The organism is Nocardia sp. NBC_01730, from assembly GCF_035920445.1.
In the GTDB taxonomy this organism is placed as follows: domain Bacteria; phylum Actinomycetota; class Actinomycetes; order Mycobacteriales; family Mycobacteriaceae; genus Nocardia.
The window spans coordinates 6,621,962-6,643,875 of record NZ_CP109162.1 but is presented as its reverse complement, the minus strand read 5'-3'; the positions used below and the strand labels follow the sequence as shown (position 1 = coordinate 6,643,875).

At 66.0% G+C, this 21,914-nt stretch carries 18 protein-coding genes and 4 tRNA genes; 7 read left to right on the top strand and 15 right to left on the bottom strand.

All coding sequences use genetic code 11. The features are described 5' to 3' along the window. Nucleotides 1–52 precede the first annotated feature (52 nt). Nucleotides 53–2,518, top strand: coding sequence for a glycerol-3-phosphate 1-O-acyltransferase (locus OHB12_RS28060; protein WP_327112248.1), 2,466 nt, complete (start codon nucleotides 53–55; stop codon nucleotides 2,516–2,518). Nucleotides 2,519–2,559: 41 nt separating this feature from the next. Next, nucleotides 2,560–3,987 (top strand): HAD-IB family hydrolase, encoded by a 1,428-nt coding sequence (locus OHB12_RS28055; protein WP_327112246.1) that lies wholly within the window; start codon nucleotides 2,560–2,562, stop codon nucleotides 3,985–3,987. A 72-nt stretch (nucleotides 3,988–4,059) separates the two neighbouring features. On the opposite strand, the gene OHB12_RS28050 is transcribed toward OHB12_RS28055, so the two are convergent. The 11 genes from OHB12_RS28050 to OHB12_RS28000 form a co-directional block, all read right to left on the bottom strand. Continuing rightward, on the bottom strand, nucleotides 4,060–4,779 hold the full coding sequence (locus tag OHB12_RS28050) for a polyprenol monophosphomannose synthase (RefSeq protein ID WP_327112244.1): 720 nt from the start codon (nucleotides 4,777–4,779) through the stop codon (nucleotides 4,060–4,062). A 305-nt stretch (nucleotides 4,780–5,084) separates the two neighbouring features. Then, nucleotides 5,085–5,267, bottom strand: a complete 183-nt coding sequence (locus tag OHB12_RS28045) for a hypothetical protein (protein WP_327112242.1) — start codon at nucleotides 5,265–5,267, stop codon at nucleotides 5,085–5,087. Between the two features lie 85 nt (nucleotides 5,268–5,352). Continuing rightward, nucleotides 5,353–6,033 (bottom strand): GAP family protein, encoded by a 681-nt coding sequence (locus OHB12_RS28040; protein ID WP_327112240.1) that lies wholly within the window; start codon nucleotides 6,031–6,033, stop codon nucleotides 5,353–5,355. Between the two features lie 96 nt (nucleotides 6,034–6,129). Then, a complete protein-coding gene (locus tag OHB12_RS28035) occupies nucleotides 6,130–6,537 on the bottom strand; it encodes a hypothetical protein (protein ID WP_327112238.1) in 408 nt (135 codons plus the stop codon). 175 nt (nucleotides 6,538–6,712) lie between these two features. Further along, nucleotides 6,713–6,786, bottom strand: a tRNA-Phe gene (locus OHB12_RS28030). Nucleotides 6,787–6,844: 58 nt separating this feature from the next. Then, nucleotides 6,845–6,918 (bottom strand) — tRNA-Asp (locus OHB12_RS28025). Between the two features lie 29 nt (nucleotides 6,919–6,947). After that, nucleotides 6,948–7,020 (bottom strand) — tRNA-Glu (locus tag OHB12_RS28020). 94 nt (nucleotides 7,021–7,114) lie between these two features. Next, nucleotides 7,115–7,780 (bottom strand): TetR family transcriptional regulator, encoded by a 666-nt coding sequence (locus OHB12_RS28015; protein WP_327112236.1) that lies wholly within the window; start codon nucleotides 7,778–7,780, stop codon nucleotides 7,115–7,117. Between the two features lie 1,004 nt (nucleotides 7,781–8,784). Then, nucleotides 8,785–8,857: transfer RNA gene (locus tag OHB12_RS28010), tRNA-Lys, on the bottom strand. 468 nt (nucleotides 8,858–9,325) lie between these two features. Then, a complete protein-coding gene (locus OHB12_RS28005; RefSeq protein ID WP_327112234.1) occupies nucleotides 9,326–9,643 on the bottom strand; it encodes a hypothetical protein in 318 nt (105 codons plus the stop codon). Then, on the bottom strand, nucleotides 9,640–9,816 hold the full coding sequence (locus tag OHB12_RS28000) for a DUF6374 family protein (protein WP_327112232.1): 177 nt from the start codon (nucleotides 9,814–9,816) through the stop codon (nucleotides 9,640–9,642). Before OHB12_RS28000 ends, OHB12_RS28005 begins: the two co-directional genes overlap by 4 nt. A 1,353-nt stretch (nucleotides 9,817–11,169) precedes the next feature. On the opposite strand from OHB12_RS28000, the gene OHB12_RS27995 reads away from it, so the two are divergent. The 5 genes from OHB12_RS27995 (at nucleotide 11,170) to phoU (ending at nucleotide 17,719) form a co-directional block, all read left to right on the top strand. Beyond that, the gene (locus OHB12_RS27995) at nucleotides 11,170–12,141 is read left to right on the top strand and encodes an acyl-ACP desaturase (protein ID WP_327112230.1); all 972 of its coding nucleotides are present in this window, start codon (nucleotides 11,170–11,172) and stop codon (nucleotides 12,139–12,141) included. A 179-nt stretch (nucleotides 12,142–12,320) separates the two neighbouring features. Then, nucleotides 12,321–13,187: an SDR family oxidoreductase gene (locus OHB12_RS27990; protein WP_327112228.1), complete on the top strand. Its 867-nt coding sequence runs from the start codon at nucleotides 12,321–12,323 to the stop codon at nucleotides 13,185–13,187. A gap of 107 nt (nucleotides 13,188–13,294) precedes the next feature. Beyond that, nucleotides 13,295–14,452, top strand: coding sequence for a tRNA dihydrouridine synthase DusB (gene dusB / locus OHB12_RS27985; protein ID WP_442800144.1), 1,158 nt, complete (start codon nucleotides 13,295–13,297; stop codon nucleotides 14,450–14,452). 162 nt (nucleotides 14,453–14,614) lie between these two features. Next, nucleotides 14,615–16,822, top strand: a complete 2,208-nt coding sequence (locus tag OHB12_RS27980; RefSeq protein WP_327112224.1) for an LCP family protein — start codon at nucleotides 14,615–14,617, stop codon at nucleotides 16,820–16,822. A 234-nt stretch (nucleotides 16,823–17,056) separates the two neighbouring features. Beyond that, the gene (gene phoU, locus OHB12_RS27975) at nucleotides 17,057–17,719 is read left to right on the top strand and encodes a phosphate signaling complex protein PhoU (protein ID WP_327112222.1); all 663 of its coding nucleotides are present in this window, start codon (nucleotides 17,057–17,059) and stop codon (nucleotides 17,717–17,719) included. Between the two features lie 310 nt (nucleotides 17,720–18,029). Here the strand turns inward: phoU and pstB are convergent, their stop codons facing one another. Genes pstB through pstS form a run of 4 tightly spaced genes read right to left on the bottom strand, consistent with a single transcriptional unit; the run spans nucleotide 18,030 to nucleotide 21,901 of the window. Beyond that, the gene (gene pstB / locus OHB12_RS27970) at nucleotides 18,030–18,806 is read right to left on the bottom strand and encodes a phosphate ABC transporter ATP-binding protein PstB (protein ID WP_327112220.1); all 777 of its coding nucleotides are present in this window, start codon (nucleotides 18,804–18,806) and stop codon (nucleotides 18,030–18,032) included. 20 nt (nucleotides 18,807–18,826) lie between these two features. Continuing rightward, entirely contained in the window at nucleotides 18,827–19,729 is a 903-nt protein-coding gene (pstA, locus tag OHB12_RS27965; RefSeq protein ID WP_327112218.1) for a phosphate ABC transporter permease PstA, read from the bottom strand. Next, entirely contained in the window at nucleotides 19,729–20,778 is a 1,050-nt protein-coding gene (gene pstC, locus OHB12_RS27960) for a phosphate ABC transporter permease subunit PstC (protein ID WP_442799868.1), read from the bottom strand. The genes pstA and pstC overlap by 1 nt, the downstream gene beginning before the upstream one ends. Nucleotides 20,779–20,788: 10 nt before the next feature. Then, nucleotides 20,789–21,901, bottom strand: coding sequence for a phosphate ABC transporter substrate-binding protein PstS (gene pstS, locus OHB12_RS27955; RefSeq protein ID WP_327112216.1), 1,113 nt, complete (start codon nucleotides 21,899–21,901; stop codon nucleotides 20,789–20,791). Between the last annotated feature and the right edge of the window lie 13 nt (nucleotides 21,902–21,914).

Here is a 21,914-nt window from a genome sequence, read left to right as displayed (position 1 = left end):
GGCCCGGAGGGCTTGAATAGGGGGAGCGTCACCTGCGGAGGGAAGAACATCCATGATCGATCACCGCGGCGGTTTGCCCGCAACAGCCCAGCACGGGACCGCACCGCAATCGGTGGTGGCCCTGATCGACGCGGCGTCGGGGGTGGAACGCGAACTGGTCGGCGCGTGGCTCGCCGACGGCGGGATCGCCAAGGAGTTCGGCACCGACGCATCGGTGACCCAGCTCGACCTGGATGCGGGCGCGGTCACCACCCGCCTGGTCGGCAGGCAAGACGATCCGCTTGTGGTGCCGGTGCGTGTGCTGTGGCTGCCGCCGGAGCGCGACGGGGTCCGGCGCATCACCTTCGCCGACCTGGCCCTGATGACCAACCCGCGCAAGCCCAACCGGCTGGCGCAACGCAGGCTGCGTGCCAAGTCGCCGGACCGGCACGTCGTGCTGACCGGCGCGCCCGCCTTGCTCAGTGAGCTGCGCGCGAACAACCCGGAGGCGTCGGCCCTGTTCGCCAAGGGCACCGCCGAGCCGTTCGCCCGTGCCATCGTGCGCGCGGCGGTGGTGGCGCTGGAGCGCGCCGAGCGCACCATCATCGGCGACCGGTACAAGGTGCCCCAGCTGGTGGCCGAGGAGATCCTCGACTCGCCCGACTTCCTGCGCAGACTAGAGCTGATCGCCGACCAGATCGGGGCAAGCCCGCACGAGGTGTACCGCCGCGCGGAAAAGGGGCTCAACGAGCTCGTCGCCGCGCAGAGCAGGCTTGTCTCCGACCTGTTCACCCAGGCGATGCGGCCGGTGCACGCGTCGACCTGGAAGGTGGACTCCGACCCGTCCGGACTGGCCGCGCTGCGCGATGTCAACCGCCGCTTCCCGCTGGTGTTCCTACCCTCGCACCGTTCCTACGTGGACGCGTTCGTGCTCGGCGACGTGCTGGCCCGCAACGATTTTCCGCCGAACCACGTGATCGGCGGCGCGAATCTGAGCTTCTGGCCGATGGGCCCGATCGCCCGGCGCACCGGAACGGTATTCATCCGGCGCAGTTTCGGCGACGACGAGGTCTATAAGGCCGTCGTCGAGGAGTATTTCGCCTACTTGCTGGCCAAACGCTTCAACCTGGAGTGGTACATGGAGGGCGGTCGCACGCGCACCGGCAAGCTGCGCCCACCGCGCTACGGCCTGCTGAACTACCTTGCCGCAGCGGTGCGGGCGAGCCGGATCGACGACGTGATGCTGGTTCCGGTCTCGATCACCTACGAGCGGCTCAACGAACTCGGCGCCATCGTCACCGAGCAGGCAGGCGGCAAGAAGAAGCCGGAGGGACTGACCTGGCTGGCCCGCTACATCCGCGGCCAGCAGCATTCGGCCGGGCACGTGTACGTGCGGTTCGGCGAGCCGCTGTCGGCCCGTGATCGCCTTGCCGCGTACGGCGATCCACTCGTCAGCCCGCCGCTGACCATCCCGCTGCACCAGACCGAACCGATCCCGCCGAGCCGCACCGAGGCCGGGACCGTCGACAGTGAACCGCCGGAGATCACCGAGCTGGAGCGCAAAGCCGTGCAGCGGCTGGCCTTCGAGGTCGCGGTCGGGATCAACGCGGTCACCCCGGTCACGGTCAACGCGCTGGTCACCCTCGCGCTGCTCGGCGTGCACGAGCGCGCGCTCACCCTCGGCGAGGTGCGCACCGTGCTGGCGCCGGTGCTCGGTTACATCGAGAAGCGCGATCTGCCACGTGGTGAGCTCGATGCCCTACGCGACGAGCAGAGCCTCGCCGTCGTGCTGGAACAGCTCTCACTGGCCAAGGTCGTCACGGTGTACCGCGGCGGGCTCGAGCCGGTGTACTCGATCGAAGCGGGAGCGCACCTCGAGGCCGCCTTCTACCGCAACAGCGCCGTGCACTGGTTCGTCAACCGCGCCATCCTGGAGCTGTCCATCCTCGCCGCGGTCGAGAGCGGCGACACCGACGCGCTGAACACCGGATGGGACGAGGCATTCCGGCTGCGCGACCTGCTCAAGTTCGAGTTCTTCTTCCCCGAGCGGGCCGAATTCGCCGAGCAGATGGTCGCGGAGATGCTGCTGGTCGACCCGGAGTGGCACAGCCACAACCGCGAGGACACGCTCGGATCGGACATCCTGGCCAAGCTCACCGCCTCCGGATTCATGATGGCCCACCGCGTGCTGCGCTCCTTCATCGACGCGCAACTGGTGGTGGCCGAACGGCTGGCCGCCCGCGAGGCGGGCGACGAGATCGACCGCAAGGACTTCATCGCCGAATGCGTGGCGGTCGGCAAGCAGATGATGCTGCAGCAGCGGCTGCACAGCCCGGAGTCGGTCTCCACCGAGCTGTTCACCAGCGCACTGAAGCTCGCCGACAACTACGGTCTGCTAGAAACCACGTCGCAGGACGCGGCGTCGGATCGAGCGGAAGCGGCGGACCGGAGAAGGGAGTTCGCCGAGCGCCTGCGAACCATCGGAACTCGGATCTCGCAGGCCGCCGCGCTGGACCCGTCCAACAAGGACGCTCGGTGAGAGCTCGTCGCGGACATCACCGCGGTGACGCGGAAGGGTCGATGACCGACGCGCGCGCCGACCTCGACGCCGCGGTCGCCGCAATCCGCTCCGGGCCACAGGGCTCCGCCGTGGCCGCGGTTTTCGACTTCGGCGGCACGGTCGTCGATGGGTTCGACCGGCGGCGACCGGTGCGCAGGCTGCTGCGCCGCCGTGGCCTCACGAACGCGCTGGTCGGGGGTATCCGCAACGGTATGACCGACGGCGAGTACCGCCGGTACCTCCACCACCTCGAGCAGGAGCTGGCGGGGAGGTCCGAGCAGGAGCTGGACCGGCTGGGTACGGAGCTGTTCAAGCGCACCGTATACGGGCACCTGTATCCCGAAGCGTGGCGGCTGATCCGGACGCACCGAGCCGCCGGCCACACGATTGTGCTGGTCAGCTCACTGACCCGGTTCCAGGTGGCGCCCACGGCAGTGCAGCTCGACATCGAGCATGTGCTGTACACGCCGATGGCCACCCGTGACGGCGTTCTCACCGGTTACCCCGACGGGAAGACGCTGTGGCGCAATGGCAAAGCCGAAGCCTTCCGCGAGTTCGCCGCCGCTCACGAGGTGGACCTCGCACTCAGCTACGCCTACACCGGCGTGGCCGCCGACCTGCCGTTGTTGTCGTTGGTCGGTCATCCAGTGGCGGTCGACCCCGACGGCCCGCTGGCCGAGATCGCCGACCGGCAGCGCTGGACGCGGTTGTCGTTCCGGCCGCGCCGCGAGCCAAGGGCGCGCGATTACGCCCGCACCGCCGCGGCATTCGCCGGACTGTTCGGCGGCGCATCGTTCGGCGTCGTGGCGAAGTCGCCCACCGGGGACCACCAGCAAATGGCCGACGCGCTGATGGAGCACGCGACGGGCAACACACTGCGCATCGCGGGCGTCGACGTCCGGGTGACCGGCGCCGAGAACGCGAACTCGCCCCGGCCCGCAGTGTTCCTGTTCAACCACCAGAGCCAGTTCGACATCATCATCGTTCCCGCGGTGCTCGGCGGCGGCGTGACCGCCATCGGGAAGAAGGAGCTGACCAAGAATCCGGTGTTCGGTCCGCTGATGCGCTTCGTCGGGGTGACATTCATCGATCGCTCGAACACCGCTCAGGCCAAGGCTGCGCTGCGTCCGGTGGTGGAGACCCTGCGCAACGGGCTGTCGATCGCGGTGTCCCCCGAGGGAACTCGCTCTTACAGCCCCGAGGTCGGCCACTTCAAGAAGGGTGCGTTCCACATCGCGATCCAGGCCGGAGTTCCGGTGATCCCGATCGTGATCCGCAACGCGGGCGAGATCTGTTGGCGCAACGAGATGGTCGTCCGTCCCGGGACGGTGGACGTCGCGATCCTCGATCCCATCGACGTCAGCGAATGGGATCCCACCGACCTGGACGCCGAGGTGGCAGGCGTGCGGCAACTGTTCATCGACACGCTGGTGGATTGGCCGAAGTGATCGCCAGGGAGATCCACTGACCCGAAACGGCGCAGGGCCCGATCTGGCGGACGCGTGGCCCTGGCGTCGTGCTCAGACCGCGCGACCGAACAGGAGCTTCCATGGCATCAGCGCCGACTCCAGCTGCACCTTGAGGCTCATCTTGGACGCACCGAGGGTGCGCTCCTCGAACCGGATCGGGACCTCAGCGATCGAGATCTTCTTCTTGATTGTGCGGTAGTTCATCTCGACCTGGAAGGAGTACCCGTTGCTGCGGATCGAGGCGACATCGATGGCGCTCAGGGTGTCGGCCTTCCACGCCTTGAAGCCCGCGGTGGCGTCCTTGACGCCGAGGCGCAGGATCAGGTTCACGTAGAAGTTGGCCCAGGCCGAGAGCGCCTTGCGATACCACTTCCAATCGGCGGCGGTCGAGCCGCCGGGCACATAGCGTGAGCCGAGCACGACGCCCGCTTCTGTGGTTCGCAGCTTTTCCAGCATGGCCGGGATCACCTCGGCCGGATGCGACAGGTCGGCGTCCATCTGGATGACCACATCCGCGCCCTCGTCCAGGGCCCGGGTGATGCCCGCGATGTATGCGCGCCCGAGCCCGTCCTTCTCGGTCCGGTGCAGCACGCCGACCACGTTCGGCAGCTCGGCGGCCAGTTTGTCCGCTACCTCGCCGGTGCCGTCTGGTGAACTGTCGTCCACCACCAGCACGTGCAGGTCGGGCACCGGCAGCGCGGTCAGCCGCTCGACCGCAACCGGCAGATTCTCCCGCTCGTTGTAGGTCGGCACAACAACGGTAACCCTCAAGGGTCGCCCTCCCTGCTGATCCTGGTTTCCACTCGCAGCCCACGCCAGGACCACCGAGCATTCGTCTTGATTTCTGGAGAACCGTACTTGATGCACCTGACCGCGAGCTGAGCGGCCGCACCGCGCAGGACGTCCTTCGGTGCGCCGACCTGCGGCTCAAGATCAACTTCGCCGCGCCGGGGAACGTCCCGTGCGCCCTGTTCCGGCGGGACGACGGCCTTCGCCGAGACCGCTTCAGCGCGCAGGATTCACGTCGCGGAGTAGCGCGTGGACGTGAGATCTATTGCCGCAGAATGCAGCACGACCTAGTCCCCGTCCCGCCATACCCGATCCCTTGCGTCCTCCCGCTCGTTGCGCGCGTGCGCGATCTCCAGAGCCCGCTCGGCCGTCGCCTGGTCCGGATACGGCCCCATTCGATCGCGGAACCAGCACTGCCGTCCTTGCTCGGCCCGATTGTGCTTCAAGCAGTAATACCAGCGCTCAGCCATGCCTCCAGCATCCCACCGGACACCGCACCCGATTCACATTTTCTATTCATCGGGTGCTGCCGCGACGACCGGAATTCCCGCAGACCTACCAAAGACTCGAGTAATGGATGGCCGCGTCGCAAACCAGAACCACCCCGAAGAGGACGAACAGAACACGCACCGATTTCGGGCCATATGCGGCGAGAACGCGAACAACTTTTCGATAGACGCGCCGAGCTCGGGTCGTGCCCCGCACGGCGAAGGCGAGAATCACCAGCGGCGGCAGCAATGCGAGCGCGCAATAGGCGACCACGATCAGCGGCCACAGCGCAGGTATCGGATTCCGCGCCGAGAGCATCGCCAGCCCGGCCAGATAAGGAACCGCCGTCGGCGCCTGCGCGATACCGATCGCCACGCCGATCAACGCAAGCGCCCACGGTTGCCGTCGCATAGTCGTCGCCCATTCCGGGGCCGACGTCCGGCCGGTCATTCGAATGCTCGCGAGGGCGATCAGCACCGCGCCGAGACCGAGCTCACCCCAATACCGCACCGTCGGGGTGATCTCGAGATCCACCAGGTCGGTCAAAAAGCCGATTCCCACCACGGTGCAGAGCCCGAACGCGGTGGTGACGGCGAAAACCCCGGCCAGGAAGCTCAGCCCGCCGACCAGCGGCGAGCGACGGCTCAGCCTGCTGTCGTAGACGACGACCGTGGTGACGCCGACGAGCAGCACGTCGAGCGAGTCGAGAAAGGCGAACCCCGCGAGCGCGAGAAGAAGGGTCGGCATGGCGGCGCCAGCCTACCCACCGGCGGCGAGGCGACCGAGCACACAGCCATGACGGACCGTGCATCGCTATGAGATCCGCCACTACTCAGGGCAGTCTCAGCCGAGGGGGCCGGACACCTCGAACAGAGTCTTCGCGCGCTCGGTGTCTTCGCCGTCGAGGAAGAGAGCGAGGCCGTGCGTGCCGGGGCGATGGATGGTGAAGGGAAGCGAGTAGGTCAAACGCAAGGTGGAGAACTCGCGACCGTCGGCCGGACCGGGCCACTCGGAGGTGAGTTCGTGCACGAGCCCGCCCGAACCCCCGCCGGGCCGGATTTCGGCCATCCGGAACGAGACGGTCGAGTACTCGTAGGGCTTGGACGTCAGCGCGAGAACGACGCGCAGATCGCCCTCGGCCGGGAACGACGCCACCGGCAGGGTGTCCATAGTGAAGTCGAAGACATCCAGCCGCCCCCGGTCGTTCCAGTCCGAGGTCTCGACCACGACGAATGCGTTGACGGTGATCACGCTCCTACCGTAACCGCATCCATCACCCGTACCGCTTCAGCGCTGGGAGCAAACCCGCTGCGGCGCAGCAGCTGTCCAACCGGCCATGTCCGGAGGCCGGAATCATCGGTCACCGGTGACAACGGGTACCGGCATGAGAAATCCCCCTGCCGGGTGATACGTCAGGGGGATCGAGTGGCCAGGGCCGGGATCGAACCGGCGACCTTCCGCTTTTCAGGCGGACGCTCGTACCAACTGAGCTACCTGGCCGCAGGCACCCGAAGTGAATGCCATACGAGAAACGCCGGATTACTCCGGCGCTTACTTGCGACCCTGACGGGACTCGAACCCGCGACCTCCGCCGTGACAGGGCGGCGCGCTAACCAACTGCGCCACAGGGCCATGCTCTGCTACCAACGATCCGAAGATCGTACCCCCTACGGGATTCGAACCCGCGCTACCGCCTTGAAAGGGCGGCGTCCTAGGCCGCTAGACGAAGGGGGCTCGCCCCGGATTTCTCCGGACCGGCTTTCAACGGCTGTCCGTTGGGAGCTGGGATAGCTTATGACAGACCGGACCCGATCCCCAAACCGGCTGGTCAGAGTCCCAAACTGAGCTCCTCCAGGCGCGCCTGGGTACGCCAGCCGTCGCTGCGGAAATTCGCCAGCCACTCCGAGGTGGCCATCGCCTCGACCACCACCTCTAGCGCCTCCTCGAACCGCGACCGCAGATCGACCGGACCGCTGATCAAGTCGACCATGTACCGTTGGCCGGCCAGTGCGGCGGCGAGCGTGCGGGTGAACCGGTCGGGATCGGCGTCGGCGCGCAACTGCCCGTGGTCGATGGCGCGCACGGTGAGCACCCTGGTCGTGCGACCGAGGATGCGCCCGCCGCCTGCCTGGACATCGCGGTAGAAATCCGGCTCGATGATCAACCGGTGCTCGGCCTGCACGATGATGTCGTGCTCGAGCCGCAACGCGATCTCGTCGACCATCCCGTGCAAGATATCCAGCGGAGTGAGATCCGCTCGCGCAAGCCAGCGCTCGGCGGCGGCGCGGTAGCGTTCCACCGCGGTCTCCAGCACCGCGCGGGCGAGGTCTTCCTTGGAATCGAAATGGAAGTACATGGCGCCCTTGGTGGCACGCGACCCTTCCAATATGCGGTTGAGCGATGCAGCGGCATAGCCGCTCTTCCCGAACTCAACGGCGGCGGATCTGATAATCGCCGCGCGTGTCCGGCGGGCCCGCTCTTGCTGCCGTGCCATGCTCGAAACGCCTCCGAAGCCTACTCGCCGCCAAGTAGCCACCCTCAAAAGGAACAGACCCTTGGCGCGAAGTTATGAGTTTTATCAATACTTCAAACCGGGTTTTCGCCCAGTTTCAAACTTTCGGTACGAAAACTTGCGAAAAACCTGAAAAACACCAGCTGGTATAGTTTTCCTGCCCGGGTGCGCCGCAGGGGGTGCGCACCCGGGCATTTCTTCGTCTCGGACCTGCCTCCTCCTGCGGCATCGAGTTCCGCCGAGCCGCAATCGGCCGGACCGACCGCAGCACCTTCGGGCACACCAACGACAAGCCGAATTCCGCATCGCCGAGCGAGTCGGCGATTCTTCCGGAATTCACCAAGGCGTCACCGTACCCGGAAACCCGGTCCGACACGCGGCAAACCGACGAGTCGAGCAGCCATCCCGCTCCGCTTTCCGTTACGGCAAATATCTCGCAACCGGATACCCTCGTCCAACGGCTACGTGAATTCGCTAGCGGCCCAGTGATGTTCACCCGAGCCGACCGGCCGGTCGGCCGACCGACCACCGACACCGCCTTGCTCGCCAGCTCGCCCTGCGAGCCGCCCCGCGCCGAGAGCCTTCACTTCCCGAGAATCCAAACACATTGCCAGCCAACATGATTGGATGATATCCAGACCCGGGTAAGATGAACAAAGCTGGGTGCCAAATGTTTACCGCCCGAATCGCCGCACGCACGCCCCGCGTTACCCCAGCGCAGCCCCTCGGCGGCACACGATCGTCGCCGAGCACGACGTCGATCGGACGCCCATCACGCCTCAGTCGACCGCACCTGCCGACGTCAGTTCCCCCGATTGGACCATCGGGTGCCGATCGCACTGCACTGTTCCTCCGCGCCCCCTAATAGCTCAGTTGGTAGAGCTACGGACTTCAATCCACGGGTTGAGGCGCCTCTATCAGCGGAAACGCTAGATCGTGGGGCAAACGTGGGGCTCGTACGCCCGCAGCCCCACCGTCGAGATGAGTGCCCCCTGTAGGACTCGAACCTACGACCTAGTGATTAAAAGTCACCAGCTCTACCAACTGAGCTAAAGGGGCTCGGCTGGAAAGCATAGCCGACAGCGGCCGTGTGGCACGAACTGATTGGAGGGGTCAGGTCCCCAACCATGGCGCGGGCGGAAAAGCTCCCTAGCGGCAAGTACCGCGGTGTCTATCATGACGCCGGCGGGAGGCAGCGGAGCGTGGGCACCTTCACCCGGAAGCCGGAGGCTGAGTGGCAAGCCGGGAACAAGGAAGTTTCCGAGAGGAAGTCTCCTATCCCTGCGGGAGCCGACAACCCGACGTGGAGTGAGTGGAAAGCAAGTTGGTACGCGGCACGGATTTGTGAGGAAGAGCACAGGTCGCGCCGACAGGCCCCGAAGCAGCCTGCGCCTCTCGGCCCCAGTTCGCCACTCCGTGGCGGCTCGGCCTGGCCACCACATGGCATTTTGGAGACTGGGTCTTGGACCGGATGGGCACGCATGTCGGCATTCACGTTCGGGAGCAGTCGCACAGCCACTGAGGGATTCAGTAGCGGTCGTCGATGTCGGCCGACGGCTGCGTGTACTCCTCGCCTCCGACTGCGGCATCCAGCACGTCGAGGATCCGCGCGAGCACAACAGCGCTCGGCACGCCGCGCTGAAACGCGACGGTGGGCAGCTCCAGGATGTGCACCACGGTCGTGATGTCATCCAGGCTCGGCGCGGGGTGGATCCGGTCGGCGAGGAAGCGGGCGATCTCGGCCGGGGTGACCGGCCGGGCCGCGTCGTTGACCGCGTCGACTACCGCGCGCAGTAACGCCTGTTGGTCGGCGGTCATCAGGGCTTCGTCGGCTGGTTCGGTCATTCCCGTCCTTGCGTGGCGTCGGTGTCGATGCGCAGCCCTTCGGCGGGCTTCCGCGCCATGACCTCGAGCTGCTCGGGGGTAATCGACTTGCCGAAAGCTGCGGCATCGAGCAGCCATCGGCGCACGTCCTCCACCTGCATCTCGACGCATTCGAGTCGGCTGCGTTCGGGCATGGCCCGACCCTACCCTTTATCGAACACATGTTCTATTCGAATTGCGCTTCGGGCCACCCGCCCGATGTCTCCTCATATTGCAGCAGGGGACCTCGATCGCACACGCAAACGTACTGACTTTTATCCGCCACCCAAAGCACTTTCGACGGCGACTGCTGCCAGTATCGATCTATTTCCTGAATTGCCATATACCAGGATACCCACTTCTGGCCCGACACGAGCTCGTCACCGACGCTCACTTATATCTTTTATTTCCAACTTCGACATTCCATAAAAGGACTGATTTGACATCTGCGCCTCCGAATGTCGCCGTGGCATACATCGAAACTTCGCTATACCGTGTTCTACCAGTGGGTGGCGCAACAAATACCGCGACACGCCGTTCAATACCCCCTCTGGCCGGAACTGCCAGAGATCGACCAAGGACACCTAACCGGCTCCGCATCACCTCGCGCACGGCCCCCGGGCAAGACGCACCCATGGTACGTGGCGGCGCCTGCAGCGCTTGACAGGCCGGACGAGGTGGGCACCACCCGATCCCTGCGTGGCCTACCCCTAAATCATGGTCGACGCCAATCAAATTGTCTTCTATATCCTTTTTCGTCTATTCGAGTGACATTCAGATCATCCCGGTGCCACAACAGATCTCAGTTGGCCATCCGCATGGTCTGATAACGCTCATGTCGTCCTCCGGCAGATCACCGGGGTAGTTTCGTCGACAAACGTCTTCGGTAACGGCGAGGGCACGGCGGTAAACACGCTCGGCGCCATCGGGGCGCTGAGGCAACAATCTGATCGCGAGCCTGATGCCGATCACGCCTCCGATCGTCCGCTTCCCGGCCTGGGCGAGCAGATCACCAGAGGCAGCGGCACAGCCACGCCACGGACCCGGTCCGCGGCCTGCGGGATCGGTCGACTCGGCGGCATCGCAGGCAAGAACGGCGGGCATCGGCCGGAGCCCTGGATGCGGCGCAGGCCGAGAATGTGGGCGACACGCTCGGAAAGTGGTGGGTAGCGCGTTCGGCGAAGGACGCTGACGCGCCCGAGCGCGCGTTTCGTCCTCGCCCGCGCGACGGTCGCACATCTGTCCGTTCCGGCACTATGGGACGCGGCACGTCGGGCTAACACCCTTTCGGTCCGTGGCGATAGTCCCCTCGCAGCGGCCCGAAGCCATACACTCGTGGGGAACGCAGAACGCTACTGACGGCGGAAGACGTGCATCACCAGGGCATCAGTTGGCTAACAGATGCGTTTCGCATCACACCTACGGTACCGTAAGGTAGGGCCGCATCGGCATCGGTCTACCGTGGGGATGACCTGTAAGACCGGACGCACACACTGAAGGGTTCATACATGGCAAGGGATCTGACTCAACTCGAGCTTCTGACGGAGTTGGAACCGGCTGCCGAAGAAAACGTCAACCGGCACCTCTCCTTGGCAAAGGAATGGCATCCGCATGACTACGTCCCGTGGGACGAAGGCCGCAATTTCTCCGCACTCGGGGGCATCGATTGGGATCCGGACCAGTCCCGGCTGAATGAGGTCGCGAAGGCGGCCATGATCACCAACCTGCTCACCGAGGACAACCTGCCGTCCTACCACCGGGAGATCGCCGAGAACTTCTCCCAGGACGGCGCGTGGGGTACCTGGGTGGGCCGTTGGACCGCCGAGGAGAACCGGCACGGCATTGTCATGCGGGACTACCTCGTCGTCACCCGCGGTGTCGACCCGGTCGCTCTCGAAGAGGCCCGGATGGTCCATATGACCAACGGCTTCGCCTCGCCCGCCGAAGCCGACGCCGGATTCCTGCACTCTGTCGCGTACGTCACATTCCAGGAGCTGGCCACCCGCGTCAGTCACCGCAATACCGGCAAGGTCTGCGACGATCCGATCGCCGACCGCATGCTGCAGCGCGTCGCCGCCGACGAGAACCTGCACATGATCTTCTACCGCAATATGTGCGGCGCCGCCCTCGACCTGTGTCCCGACCAAGCCATCGAGGCGATCACTCTGATCCTGGAGAACTTCCAGATGCCCGGCGCGGGCATGCCCAACTTCCGCCGCAACGGCGTGCTGATGGCCAAGCACGGCATCTACGACCTGCGCCAGCACCTGGAGGAGGTCGTCCAGCCGGTGCTGAAGAAGTGGAACATCTTCGAGCGCACCGACTTCACCCCGCGCGGTGAAGCGGTCCGCGAGCGGCTCGGCCTCTTCCTCGAGAAGCTGGCCAGCGATGTGCTCAAGTTCGAGGAGCAGCGCGATCGCATGCTCGCCCGCGAAGCCGCCAAGCGCGATCGCCAGATGGTGGGCAGCACCGTGGGCTGACCGCACACCCACTGGCACAACGGCGCCGTCGTCCGGACTTCCGGATGGCGGCGCCCCTATTTCCGATTCCTGGAGAGCCGCACGGATTTCCGAATTCGGGAGATCTACGGCAGCGCCGACGAGATCATGAAAGCACCATCGTTCATGGACTCTGACCGCTACTCCGGAAGGCCGACGAGATGACAACAACAACCCAGGGTGGCGCCGTGCTCGCAGGCAAGGTCGTGGCCATCACGGGTGGGGCTCGCGGTATCGGCCGGGCCACCGCAGAGGCGTTCCTCGCCGCGGGTGCGGCTGTCGCGATCGGCGACATCGATATCGAACTGGTCGCCAAAACGGCGGCGGAGTTCGGCGCCGATCCGGACGCGAAGGTGATCGGCCTGCCGCTGAACGTCACCGACCGCGACTCGTTCGCCACCTTCCTCGACGCGGTCGAGCATGAGCTCGGCTTGGTGGACGTGCTGGTCAACAACGCGGGAATCATGCCGACCGGGCTGTTCGCCGACGAGGACGAGGCGATGACCGACCGCATCATCGACATCAACCTGCGCGGCGTCCTGACCGGCTCGCGGCTGGCTGCCACGCGCTTCATGGCGCGTGGCAGCGGCCACCTCGTCAACATCGCGTCGCTGGCGGGCACCCAGGGCTTACCCGGTCTTGCGACCTACTCCGCGACCAAGCACGCGGTGATCGGGTTCACCTCGGCGCTGCATCTGGAGCTGAAGGAACACGGCGTGCGGGTCTCGGCAGTGCTGCCGGGCATCGTGCGCACCGAACTGTCCGCCGGCGCCAACATGCCGGGTTGGATCACGCCGCTGACCACGGTGGACCCGGAGGACGTCGCGCGGGCGATCGTCGGCACGGTGCTCCGGCCGCGTCCGCTGGTGACGGTGCCGCGCAGGCTGGCCGCGATCATCAAGTCGGCGCAGCTGCTGCCCTACCGGGCCCAGCTCACGGTGGCCCGATTCACCGGGGCGACAACGGCTTACGCCCAGCCCGATCCGGAGCTCAGGGAGAAGTACCACCGCAGGCTGCGCGGCGAGTAGTGGCGCCGTCGCCGGGCACGGGGCGATGCCGAACTCCCGCCCGAGAAGTATCGGGCGGACGCGGGGCGGTCCACCCCGTGGTAACCCTGGAAGGCCGTCCAGGGAAAATGGGGTTCGTGCAGTCCGATGTCCTGAGGGAAGCAAGCGTCCGAATCGGCCCCTACCCGGTCGATCCGCCGGTGGTGCTTGCCCCGATGGCGGGGATCACGAACCTGGCGTTCCGGAAGCTGTGCCGGGAGTTCGGCAGCCCGACCGCCATCTACGTGTGCGAGATGATCACCGCGCGGGCCGTGGTGGAACGCAACGAGAAAACGCTGCACATGATGTCCTTCGACGCCGACGAACATCCGCGTTCGATGCAGCTCTACGGCGTGGACCCGGCCACCCTCGGTGAGGCCGTGCGGATCATCGTCGGCGAGGGCTGGGCCGATCATATCGACCTCAACCTCGGCTGTCCGGTGCCCAAGGTCACTCGGCTCGGCGGCGGGGCCGCGCTGCCGTACAAGCGGACGCTGTTCCGCCGAATCGTAGCCGCCATGGTGAAAGCCGCCGAACCGGCGGGCGTCCCCGTGACTGTGAAGTTCCGCATCGGCATCGATGACGAACACCGCACCTATCTGGACGCGGGCCGCATCGCGGAAGCCGAAGGCGCGCAAGCGGTTGCGCTGCACGCGCGCACGGCCGCACAGCGGTACTCCGGTCAGGCGGACTGGACCGCGATCGCCCGGCTCAAGGATGCCGTCACCGCGATCCCGGTGCTTGGCAACGGCGACATCTTCGCCGCCGCCGACGCCGTCCGCATGATGGACGAGACCGGCTGCGACGGCGTGGTCGTCGGCCGCGGCTGCCTGGGCAGGCCGTGGCTGTTCGCCGAACTCCAGGCCGCGCTGCGCGGCGAGCCGCTGCCCGACGCGCCCGACCTGGGCGGGGTCGGCAACGTGCTGTACCGGCACGGCGCGCTGCTCGCCGAACATCTCGGCGAAGACAAGGCCATGCGCGATCTGCGCAAGCACATGGCCTGGTATCTGATGGGCTTCCCGGTCGGCGCTGATCTGCGTCGCACGTTCGCCACCGTCTCCAGTCTCATCCAGCTGGAAGACCTTGTCGGGCAACTCGATCCGACCGCACCGTTCCCGAAGGACGCCGAAGGACCGCGCGGCCGTCAGGGCTCGCCAGGCAAGGTCGCGCTGCCGCACGGCTGGCTCGACGATCCGGACGACCCGGCGGTACCGCAGGCCGCCGACGTGATGCACAGCGGCGGCTGATCCCGCAACCGCACAGCGAACGGGACAGCCACACGCCGACGCGTTCTCTTCGATTTCGCACTGGGGTGGCCCGCCGTGGCGGAATCGTTATCATTGCGGGATCGGTGCTGCCGGTCGACTATGGCCCGAGGCGGAAAGCAAGACGAAAAGCGAGGTTCGTTGGTGGGTGACGATCGGCACGGGCGTTCGCCACGGCCCGGAGGTCGCGCCCCGTGGGAGCGCTATCCCGCGGAGGATTACCCCGAACGAGACGCCGAACAGGCGTCCCGGCGCTCACGACATACCGACGCCGCCCACGACGAGAGTTCCGCGCCGCTCACGGTCCAGGATCTCGTCCAGCGAGTCGACAACGAGCGTGCCGGACGACGGGGCGCGCCGCAGGACGCGGGCGCTCCACCGGGACGGGGCCGCCGCACCGAGCCGACACCACAGGAGGCAGGCCCGCCACCGGGACGGGGCCGCCGCACCGAGCCTGCGCCACGGCAAGCTGTTCCACGAGGGCCCGCCGAGCCCGGCGCCCGCCGCCCACCCGAACCCGCCAATGGCCGCGGCGCCGCGGCAGGCCCGCGTCGCGCACCCGACGCGCCCGCGCCACGGCACACCGGCAGTTCGCCGGTGGTCCAGGACATCGCGGGTGAACACGCCACCCCGGCCTCGCGCGCCGCGAGCCGTCGTCCCGCCGAACGCCCCGAGCCCGGCACCCGTCCCGAGCCGGAACCGGCCGAAGAAGTTACCGACGTTCTCCCCCCGCTCACCGAGCCGGCGCGTGCCAAACGCAAAAGCTCAGGCTGGCCCACGACGGAATCCAAAGCGGTCAAGCCGAAAGCGATCGGTGCGCCGTCGCAATCCCGCCTGGATGCCGCCCGGCAACGCCGAAAGGCGCGCCTGCGGACGATGGGCCGAGCGACGACGGCGGTGGTCTCCGTTCTCGTTCTGCTCGCCACGGGCGGCGGCTGGAGCTACCTGCGTTCCACCGCCAACGGCTTCACCCAGGTTTCCGCGCTCGATGACAACACCGAGGACGTCGTCGACTCGGGCGCACAGCTCGGCGACGAGAACTTCCTGCTCGTCGGTACCGACACCCGTGTAGGCGCCAACGGGCAGGTCGGCGCGGGGTCGACCGATGATGCCGAGGGGGCCCGGGCCGACACCGTCATGCTGGTGAACATCCCCAAGAACCGATCGCGGGTCGTGGTCGTCTCGTTCCCCCGTGACCTCGACGTCAGCAGGCCGCGGTGCAATGGCTGGGACAACGAGAAGATCAACTACACCAACGAGGTCTTCCCCGCGGCCATGGGCGACAAGCTCAACGCCGTCTATGCCCTCGGCGGCCCGAAGTGCCTGTTCAACGTCATTTCCAAGATGACGGGGCTCAGCATCAACCACTTCATCAGCATCGACTTCGCCGGATTCGAGGCGATGGTCGACCAGGTCGGCGGCGTGGACGTGTGCGCGTCGAAGCCAATCGTCGACGGGATTCTCGGCACGGTCCTGGAGAACCCCGGCATGCAGCACATCAGCGGCGAGACCGCGCTCAACTATGTGCGGGCCCGGCACGTCTACGGTGAGGAACGCAGCGACTACGACCGCATCAACCGGCAGCAGCGGTTCCTTGCCTCGTTGCTGCGCGGTGCGCTGTCCAGCAAAGTGTTGTTCGACCCCGGCAAGCTGCGCGGCTTCATCGACGCATTCACCAAGCACACGTGGGTGGACCAGGTCGACACGAATGACCTGCTGACGCTCGGACGATCATTGCAAAAGATGGACGCGGGCGCGGTGACCTTCCTGACCATCCCGACCGCAGGCACTACCTCCTACGGCAACGAGATTCCCCGCGAGTCCGACATCAAGGCCATCTTCCGCGCAGTCATCGACGACCAGCCGCTGCCCGGCGAGAAGAAGGTGGCGCCCACCCCGGGGTCGAGCACGACAGCTCCACCCGCACCACCGAAGCTGACCGCGGTCGATCCGAGCACGGTGTCCCTGCTGGTCTCGAACGCCTCCGGCGTCGGAGGCGTGGCCAACAAGGCGTCGACGAAACTGGGGAATCAGGGCTTCCAGATCTACAACACGGGCAACTACTCCAACGGCACCGCGACGGCGTCGAAGATCCGGTACGCGGCTGGACACGAGGCGGAGGCTGCCACAGTGGCCAGCGCGATTCCAGGCACGACGTTGGAGCAGGCCTCCGATCTCGGCGGCATCATCGAGGTCGTCTTGGGGACCGACTTCACCGGCACGGTGGCGAGCCCGGTTCCGGTGGGCGATCCGATCACCAACGTGCCGGTCAGCTCGACCGCCAGCACGACGCCGGTCAATCTCCCCTCCGACCTGGAACACGTCAACGCCGCCGAAGACATCTGCAAATAGGATCAGTCCGCGACATCACGGACCCTCGACACATGGGCACATATCGGCCTCGGTCACACGTCACCGTGCGATGCGCGTCACATGTCGCCGGTCGGTTCGCCGAATAGACGCCAGAATCAGCATCTGTGCCCGGCGTGTGTTGCCGCATGCGGCAACGCACCGGCGAACAGGCGGCACCGGTCATTCATCCGTTGTTGGTGACTTGGTCAGCGCCGGGAACTAGGGTCTGGTTTCATGCGTGTCATCTACAACGAGCAAATGGCCGATCTCGCCCACGTGCTGGGTGAGATGGCCGGTCTGGCGGGGTCGGCCATGGACCGGGCTACCCAGTCGCTGCTCCAGGCCGACCTCCCCCTGGCTGAGCAGGTGATCAGCGAGCACGACCGGATCGCCGAGCTGATCCAGGACGCCGAGGAGAAAGCCTTCGCTCTGCTCGCGCTACAGGCGCCCGTGGCAGGCGATCTGCGGCAGGTGGTGAGCGCGATCCAGATCGTCGGCGACGTGAACCGCATGGGCGCGCTCGCGCTGCATGTGGCGAAGGTCACGCGCAGGCGGCACCCGAACCACGCGCTACCCGAGGCGGTCAACGGCTACTTCGCCGAGATGGGCCGCATCGCCGTGAACATGGGCGCAGGCGCCAAGGAGGTCCTCGAGACTCGCGACCCCGAACGCGCCGCCCAGCTGAATGAGGACGACGAGGCGATGGACGACCTGCATCGCCACCTCTTCACGCTGCTCATGGACCGGGACTGGAAATATGGCGTCGCCGCCGCCGTCGATATCACGCTGCTCGGCCGCTACTACGAGCGCTTCGCCGACCACGCCGTCGAGATCGGCCGCCGCGTCATCTTCCTGGTCACCGGAGTCCTTCCCCCGGACCTCGATGCCGAGGTGTGAGAAGACCTGTCGCAACCTCCGCGATGACGGGCTCGTTTCCAGCGAGCCCGTCTGACGCGGATCCGGTCGGCGGGCACCCAGTGGAGCGGTGACGTCGATTACGCGACTGATGACGAAGCGCCAGGGCCAGGACTGGCGCAGGCGCTGGGCGACAACCGAAACATCGACAGGATTGCAGGACTAGGAAACACACCGGGAAGCCGAGTAGGTGGTGTTTCGAGCGACCCGCGCCGGTGGGAACACGAGAGTCCTTGGCAGTCGATACCGCCCAGGATCCTGTTGTTGTGGCAGAAGTACTCGGTGGTCGAAATCAGCCGAAACGACCCGAAATGTAATCTTCCGTGGCCTTCCGGGAAGGGTTGGAGAAGATCTTCTCGGTGTCGTCGATCTCGATCAGCTTGCCCGGCTTGCCCTGCGCCTCGAGATTGAAGAAGCCGGTCTGGTCACTCACGCGCGCGGCCTGCTGCATGTTATGGGTGACGATGACGATGGTGAATTCTTTCTTCAGCTCGGTGATCAGGTCCTCGATCGCCAGGGTCGAGATCGGGTCCAGCGCCGAGCATGGCTCGTCCATCAGCAGCACGTCGGGCGACACCGCGATGGCACGCGCGATGCACAGACGCTGCTGCTGACCGCCGGAGAGGCCGCCGCCCGGCTTGTCCAGGCGGTCCTTCACCTCGTTCCACAGGTTGGCGCCCCGCAGCGAGCGCTCGGCGACCTCGTCGAGCTCCTTCTTGTTGCGCACGCCCTGCAGCTTGAGTCCGGCCACCACGTTGTCCTTGATGGACATGGTGGGGAAGGGGTTCGGCCGCTGGAACACCATACCGATGGTGCGGCGCACGCCGACCGGGTCGACCTGCGAGCCGTAGATGTCCTCACCATCCAGCAGAACCGCGCCCTCGACGCGGGCGTTCGGGGTTACCTCGTGCATGCGGTTGAGCGAACGCAGCACAGTGGACTTGCCACAGCCGGACGGACCGATGAAGGCGGTCACGCTGCGCGGCAGCACGTTCAGCGACACCTCGGACACGGCGTGGAACTTGCCGTAGAAGATGTTCAGATCTTTGACGTCGATCCGCTTGGCCATTTCGGTAATCCGTTCCGCTTCTATCGGTTCCGCGTGAGCAGCCGGTTGAGGACCGCCGCCGCCAGGTACAGGAAGGCGATGATGAGAATGAGCGTCAATGCCGCGCCCCAGACGCGCTCACGTCCTGCGGCTTCGGGATTGGCCAGCTCCTGGTAGATCAACAACGGCAGCGACGCCATATTGCCGTCGAAGATGTTCATGTTGATCGACTTGCTGTAGCCGACCAGCACCAGCACCGGCGCCGTCTCACCCATCACCCTGGCGATGGCCAGCAGAATGCCGCTGATCATGCCGGGCAACGCGGTCGGCACCACGATCCGCAGAATCGTCTTCCACTTGGGAGTACCGAGGGCGTAGGACGCTTCGCGCAGTTCGTCCGGCACCAGTTTGAGCATTTCCTCGGTACTTCGGACGACCACCGGCAGCATCAACAGCACCAACGCGAGCGACACCGCCAAGGAGCTCTGTGGGAAGCCGAACGTCGCGATCCACAGCGCGAAAATGAACAGCGCCGCGACGATGGACGGCACACCGGCCAGAATGTCGACCATGAAGGTCGTGGTTTTGGCCAGCAGCCCGCGGCCGTATTCGACCAGATAGATCGCGGCCATGATGCCGAGCGGCACCGCGACGACCGTCGCGACCAGCGACTGCACGATGGTTCCGTAGATCGCGTGGTAGACGCCGCCCGCGAACTGATTGGGCAGCACGCCCTTCATCGAGTTCTGCCACCAGTTCGTGCGGACTACCGCGTGGAAACCTTTGGTAACCACCATGATCAGTACCCAGCCCAGCGGCACCAATGCGATGCCGAACGACAGCCAGACCAATCCCGTCGCGAGGTTGTTACGCACCCGGCGCGCAATACTCACCTGCCGGAAGGCCGGGGCCTTGATCGGTCTGTCCAATGTCGACGTGGTCATCACCCGTTCACCCTTCCGCCCGCGGCCAGCCGCGCCAGCGCGTTCACGACGAAGGTCAGCGCGAACAGCACGAAGCCTGCCGCGATGTACGCGCCGGTCGGCAGCGGGTCACTGAATTCCGCCGCGGCCGAGGCGATTTTGGACGCGAAGGTGTAACCGCCGTCGAATACGGACCAGTGCCCGGCCTGCGCGGCCGTCTTCAGCACGATCAGAACGGCGATCGTCTCACCGAGGGCTCGCCCGAGGCCGAGCATCGCTCCGGCGATCATGCCGCTTCGCCCGTACGGCAGCACGGTCATCCGGACGACTTCCCATTTCGTCGCGCCGAGCGCCTGCGCCGCCTCGATGTGCGAGCGCGGGGTGAGGTTGAAGACCTCACGGCTGACCGACGTGATGATCGGCAGGATCATCACGGCGAGGACGACGCCCGCTGTGAAGATCGTGCCACCGCTGGCCAGTGGGATATTGCCGTCCGAGAACAGGAACAACCATCCGAGCTTGTCGTTCAAGAAGTTCTGCGTCGGCTCCAGCTGTGGAGCGAGAACCAGAATCCCCCATAGACCGAACACGATCGAAGGAACCGCCGCGAGCAGATCTACGAGCACCGAAAACGGTCGCGCCAGCGGCTTCGGCGCGTAGTGCGTCAGGAACAACGCGATGCCGACACCGATCGGAACAGCCAGCGCCAGCGCGAAGATCGAACTGAGCACCGTCACCATCAACAGATCCCGGATACCGAACCGCAGGTGGTTGGCGTCCGAGGTGTTGAACTCGGTGCTGGTGAAGAAGTTCGCGTCGTTCGCCAATACCGAAGGCACCGCTCTGATCAACAGAAACAGCGCGATCAGGGCGATGGAGGCGACAATGATCGCTCCTGCCGTCGTCGCCAGCGAACGGAAGATGATCTCCGCACGCCGGCTGTGACGGCGACCGCCCGCGGTGGCCGGTTCGATGCTCGGCTTGTTCGGCATGAGCGCAGTATCTCCGCCCGGCCGCTGGTCGGTCGAGTCCGACGGGCCAGCGGCGGTAACTTCGTCGTGCACGGTCATGGGATCGCAATCAGGAGATGGCGTTGATGGCGGTGGTCAGCTTGGTCTTGAACTGTTCAGGGATCGGGATGTACCCGGCCTCGTCCAGACCCTGCTGGCCGTTGCTGACCGCGGAGGTGAGGAATGCCTTCACCGCCGTGGCCGTGGCCGCGTCGCTGTACTTCGAGCACACGATCTCGTAGGTCGGCATCACGATCGGGTACGCACCTGCCACCGACGGCTTGTAGAACGAGGACGTGTCGATCACCAGATCGTTGCCCTGACCGGAGACCCGGGCCGACTCGATCGCCTTGCCCGCCGACTCGACGCTCAGCGTCACTGGATCTTTGCTCGCCGACGTGACGATCCGCGCGATCGACAGGTGCTGCGCCTTGGCGAAGGACCACTCGTTGTAGGTGATCGCGTTCTTGGTGTTCTTCACCGCGTCCGAGGTGCCTTCGTTACCCTTCGAGCCCGCGCCGACACCACCGGTGAATGCCTTGCCCGCGCCCTTGCCCCACGCTCCGTCCGAGGCGGCGTCCAGGTAGAGCTGGAAGTTGTCCGTGGTGCCGGACTCGTCGCTGCGGAAGATTACGGCGATCGGCCCGGAGGGCAGCTCGGCGTTCGGGTTCAGCGCCTTGATCTCGGGGGCATCCCAGGTGGTCACAGTGCCGTTGAAGATCTTGGCGGCGGTCGGGCCGTCCAGCACGAGGTCGGTCACGCCGTCGATGTTGTAGGTGATCGCGACCGGGCCGAACACGGTCGGGAGGTTCCACGCGGGCGACGCGCAGCGATCGGCGGCCTTCTTCGGCTCGTCCTTCTTCGAGCTCAGCGGCGAGTCGGAACCACCGAAGTCGGTCTGGCCGCCGAGGAACTCGCTCACACCGGCGCCGGAGCCGCTCGACGTGTAGTTGAGCGTGGCACCGTCGCAGTTCTTCTCGTAGGCGGCGATGAACCGCTCCATCGCGTTCTTCTGCGCCGAGGAGCCACTGGCTTTGAGTGCCTCCTTGCCGCCACACGCGACGTCGACCTTGGCGACGTTGCTCGTGTCGGTCGCGGTGTTGTCGTCGCTGCCACAGGCGGCGAGCGTCATGGCGCCGACGGCCAGCACACCAATGAGGGCGCTACTGCGCTCGAGATTCACTATTCCTCCGGAA